This window comes from Stenotrophomonas sp. HMWF023, assembly GCF_003060985.1.
Taxonomy (GTDB): Bacteria; Pseudomonadota; Gammaproteobacteria; order Xanthomonadales; family Xanthomonadaceae; genus Stenotrophomonas; species Stenotrophomonas lactitubi.
On the sequence record NZ_QAIJ01000251.1, the window covers coordinates 1 to 3594 of the forward strand.

Below are 3594 nucleotides of genomic sequence, written 5' to 3' on the forward strand. Positions count from 1 at the left end.
GGGCCGCTACCCGCTGGCCGAACGCAGCACGGTGATGGCGCTGCCGAAGGGCGCAGGCTCGCGACGTCGCAGCGCCGACACGCTGCCGGCCGAGCCGGAACCGATCGTGCACGTGCTGATCCCCTCGGGCGTGGGCGATGCGCCGGCCAACCAGCCGTTGATCCGCAGCTGGGCCTACAGCTGGGAGAACATGCATGACGGGCTGGATGGCGTGGCCATCGACCTCCCTGCACTGGCCCTGCCGGCCACGCACGATGGGCTGATCCCGCTGAACATCCGCATCAAGGATCCGATCTGGCCGGCGCGCGACATGATCGATGTTTCCGTCTCGGTGCAGCCCGGGCAGAAGCGCACGCTGTGGCTGGACCTGCGCGACCGCATCCTCACCGCCGACAGCCTGTGGCTGAGCATCGCCTCGGCTGCGCCCGGCTTCGACGCCAAGGCACTGGACGGTGCGCAGGTGCGGCTGGTGTTCAAGCCACGCGCCGAGGCGATCAAGGAGCACGTGGCCGACCGCTTCAACCAGGTGCGCGACAACTGGGGCTTCCTGGTGGAGGAACACACCACCTCCAAGCGCCAGCGCCTGTACGCGCGCGTATACGCGGACCTGAGCGACCTGCTGCGGGTCGACCCGGACCACGAACTGGGCCGGTTGTACTGGAACTACATCAGCTACAACAGCCAGGGCCGACCCCCCTACATCGCGCCGGACGTGCCCAAGGGCGTACCGGCGTGGGCGTTCCACCAGGTGCAGGATCTGGCCCAGGTGCGACAGTTCGTCGACTGGTGGATCGATCAGCGCCAGGTGGCCTACGGCGATTTCGGAGGCGGCATCTCCGACGATTCCGACCTGACCCAGCAATGGCCGGGACTGGCCCTGATGGGCGTGCAGCCGGACCGCTTGAATGCGTCGCTGACCGCGCTGTCGGATGCGGTGTACCGCAATGGCATGTTCAGCAATGGCTTGAGCACCATCGAGACCGACGAGCTGCATGCCTATGAGGAGGGCATCAACACCAACAGCGCGATGCTTTACCTCAACTGGGGCGATCCGCTGACGCTGGAACGGCTGATGGAAACGGTGAAGGCGTTCGACGAGCGCATCATCCTGCGCAACCCGCAGGGCCATCTGCTGTTCTCCAGCAACTGGTTCGGTGGCAACAAGGTCTATCGCGAACCGAACTGGCAATGGCAGAAGCCATACTCGTTCCCGGTGCTGCATCCGGCCTTCCTGCTGGGCCAGTACAATGCCGACCCGACCGGGCGCCGGCTGGTGATCGGCCTGGCCGATGGCTATCTGGCCCACGCCGGTACCGACGACAAGGGCCGCTTCACCCTGCCCAACGAGATCAACTGGGCGACGGGTAAAACCCGTGGCGGCGAGCTCAACAACGGCTCCGGCAGCGGCGACACCATGCACACGTTCTGGGCGGCATGGCGCTGGACCGGCGATGCGAAGTACCTGCAGGCGCTGGACTACCGCGTGCAGCGCGGAGGGCCCGGCGCGCTGGCCAACCTCGGCGAGAACTACGTGGAGGCGCTCGGCCGGCAGCAGGACTGGTACCCGCTGCTGACCGCCGAGGCCGATGCCGGGAAGACCGGCTTCGCCAGCCTGATGGCATGGCAGGCCAGCGGGGAACGGAAGTACATCGATGCACTGCATGCGGATGGTCTGCAAGCCAAGGTGCAACGTGCGTACATGAACACCGAAGGCCATTGGTGGTCCGACCGGGTGGAAGCGCCGAGCGAGTTCCTGCAGCGTGCGCGACTGGGTGGTATCGCCCTGAAGCGCAACCAGAGCTGGCCCGGGCACACCGTCAGCTGGCGCTTCGATCGTGAGGGCGCAGCGGAACAGGTGGCGTTGTTGGTGCATGCACCCTCGCGCGAGCGCTTCACGGTCACCAGCCATAACCTCGGTTCGCGCGTGATTGCCGCCGACATGACGGGTTGGAACGTGGCCAGCGGTACCTGGCGCGTGCGCAGTGGCGTGGATGGCGACGGCGATGGCCGCATCGACGGTACGCCGCGCGAGCGCGTGGTGCAGCTGGAAACGAGTGCTTCGGTACCGATGCAGTTCCAACCCGGCCGCACCGAGGTATTCGAATTCGAGCGCGTGTCTGCGGGAACGCCGGTGGAAACGCGTCCGGATCTGGGTGTGGGCCGTGGTGATGTGCAGGTGGACGGGCGCCAGGTTCACGTGACGGTACACGGCCTTGGGCATGTGGCCAGCGGCGTGGGTGTAGCGGTACTGGAAGATGCGCGGGGCCGCGAGATCGCACGCACCGAAGTGCCGGCGATGGCTGCACCGACTGACCTGTTGCCGAAGACGACGGTGGTGTCGTTGCCGTTGCCGGCCGGTGATCGAAGTGGCCTGCGCGTGCGCGTTGCGCTGGCCGATGGCGGTGAGGAAGTGACGCGGCTCAACAATGTGGTGGACGTGCCGCGGTGACGCTTGACGCTGCGCTCAGGACGCTTCGGTCTCCATCACCTTCACCCGGCGCTGGTACCAGCCGTCATCCAGCGGATCGAACACCGCGCTGCGCTCCATCACGCCCTGGTAGACGTGCACGGATACCGCTATGTCCTCATCGCTGGCGTTGCGCAGCGTGTGGTACTCGTGCGGCGGGATCAGGCTGCCGGCGCTGCCGCGGTGACCATACAGCGTGTCCTGCGCGGCGAAGCGGTGACGCTCGCCACGTTGTTCCAGCAGCGCATACGGGGTCACGATCAACTCGCCCTGCCAGACACCTTCCACGCACCACATCGCATCGTGGTCGTGCAGTGGCGTGCCCTGCCCCGGGCCCCAGCACATCGCAATGACGCTGTAGCCCAGCGTAGGGCTGCGGTGCAGTTCACGGCGTGCGTAATGGCCATCCACCGGGCGACGTACGCAGGGAGGCAGTTCGATCAGCGGATCGATGATGGCCTCGCGCAGCACCCGCTGCAGTGCATCGGTGATCGCCTTCGGATCAACCAGGCAGACGGCGCCGTCGATCCCTGCAATCAAGCGTTCGCGGCCGGTAAACGGCGGTGGCGTGAAAATCGCTTCCATGAACCGACTCTAGCCGAGGCGGGTTAACAGAATGTTTGCATCGCGGTGTCATCACTGCGTGCCGCGCTGCACGAACGGCACTTTTGCATAGAGCGCACGCTCTCCCGCGCGTGGATCGTCAACCATGCGGCTGTGCCGATCGAACACCATCGTCTGCCGTTGTGGCAGTGAATAGGGGGCCCATTGCGACATTCCTGCGTGATTCGGATCACCGTTGTGCGCAAACGCAATCAGGGCATCGCTCATCGTCGCAGCCAGCATGTTGACGTCTTCACCACCGCCGGTGCGCGCACCCGGAAGATTGGCGTTGTCGAACACCAGCGGAATATCCAGTGTATGGAACGCGCGCAGGCGACCCTCTTCCACCGGCGACGGCCAATCGAGCTGGTAGGCCCAGGTCGGTGCTGCACCCGATGTCTGCCGGGCGCGCGCTTCCAGCTCTTCCACCGCGCCGCGCCAGGAACGGCCGGCCGTGGTGGCGGCAAAGAACACTTCTGACGGCGAGTAGTGCGGGTACAGGCGTCGATACTCTGCGATCACCA

At 65.9% G+C, this 3594-nt stretch carries 2 protein-coding genes and 1 pseudogene; 1 reads left to right on the forward strand and 2 read right to left on the reverse strand.

The window, feature by feature from the left end:
- Positions 1–2449 (forward strand): annotated as a pseudogene (locus tag DBR20_RS14000) (LamG domain-containing protein); the annotation flags it as partial.
- Between the two features lie 15 nt (positions 2450–2464).
- Here DBR20_RS14000 and DBR20_RS14005 read toward each other — a convergent pair.
- Both DBR20_RS14005 and DBR20_RS14010 read right to left on the reverse strand, forming a co-directional pair.
- Complete coding sequence (locus DBR20_RS14005) at positions 2465–3052, reverse strand: cysteine dioxygenase family protein (RefSeq protein ID WP_108266598.1); 588 nt, start codon at positions 3050–3052, stop codon at positions 2465–2467.
- Positions 3053–3103: 51 nt separating this feature from the next.
- The coding region (locus tag DBR20_RS14010; protein WP_146187012.1) for a carboxylesterase family protein at positions 3104–3594 on the reverse strand (491 nt) is incomplete at its 5' end.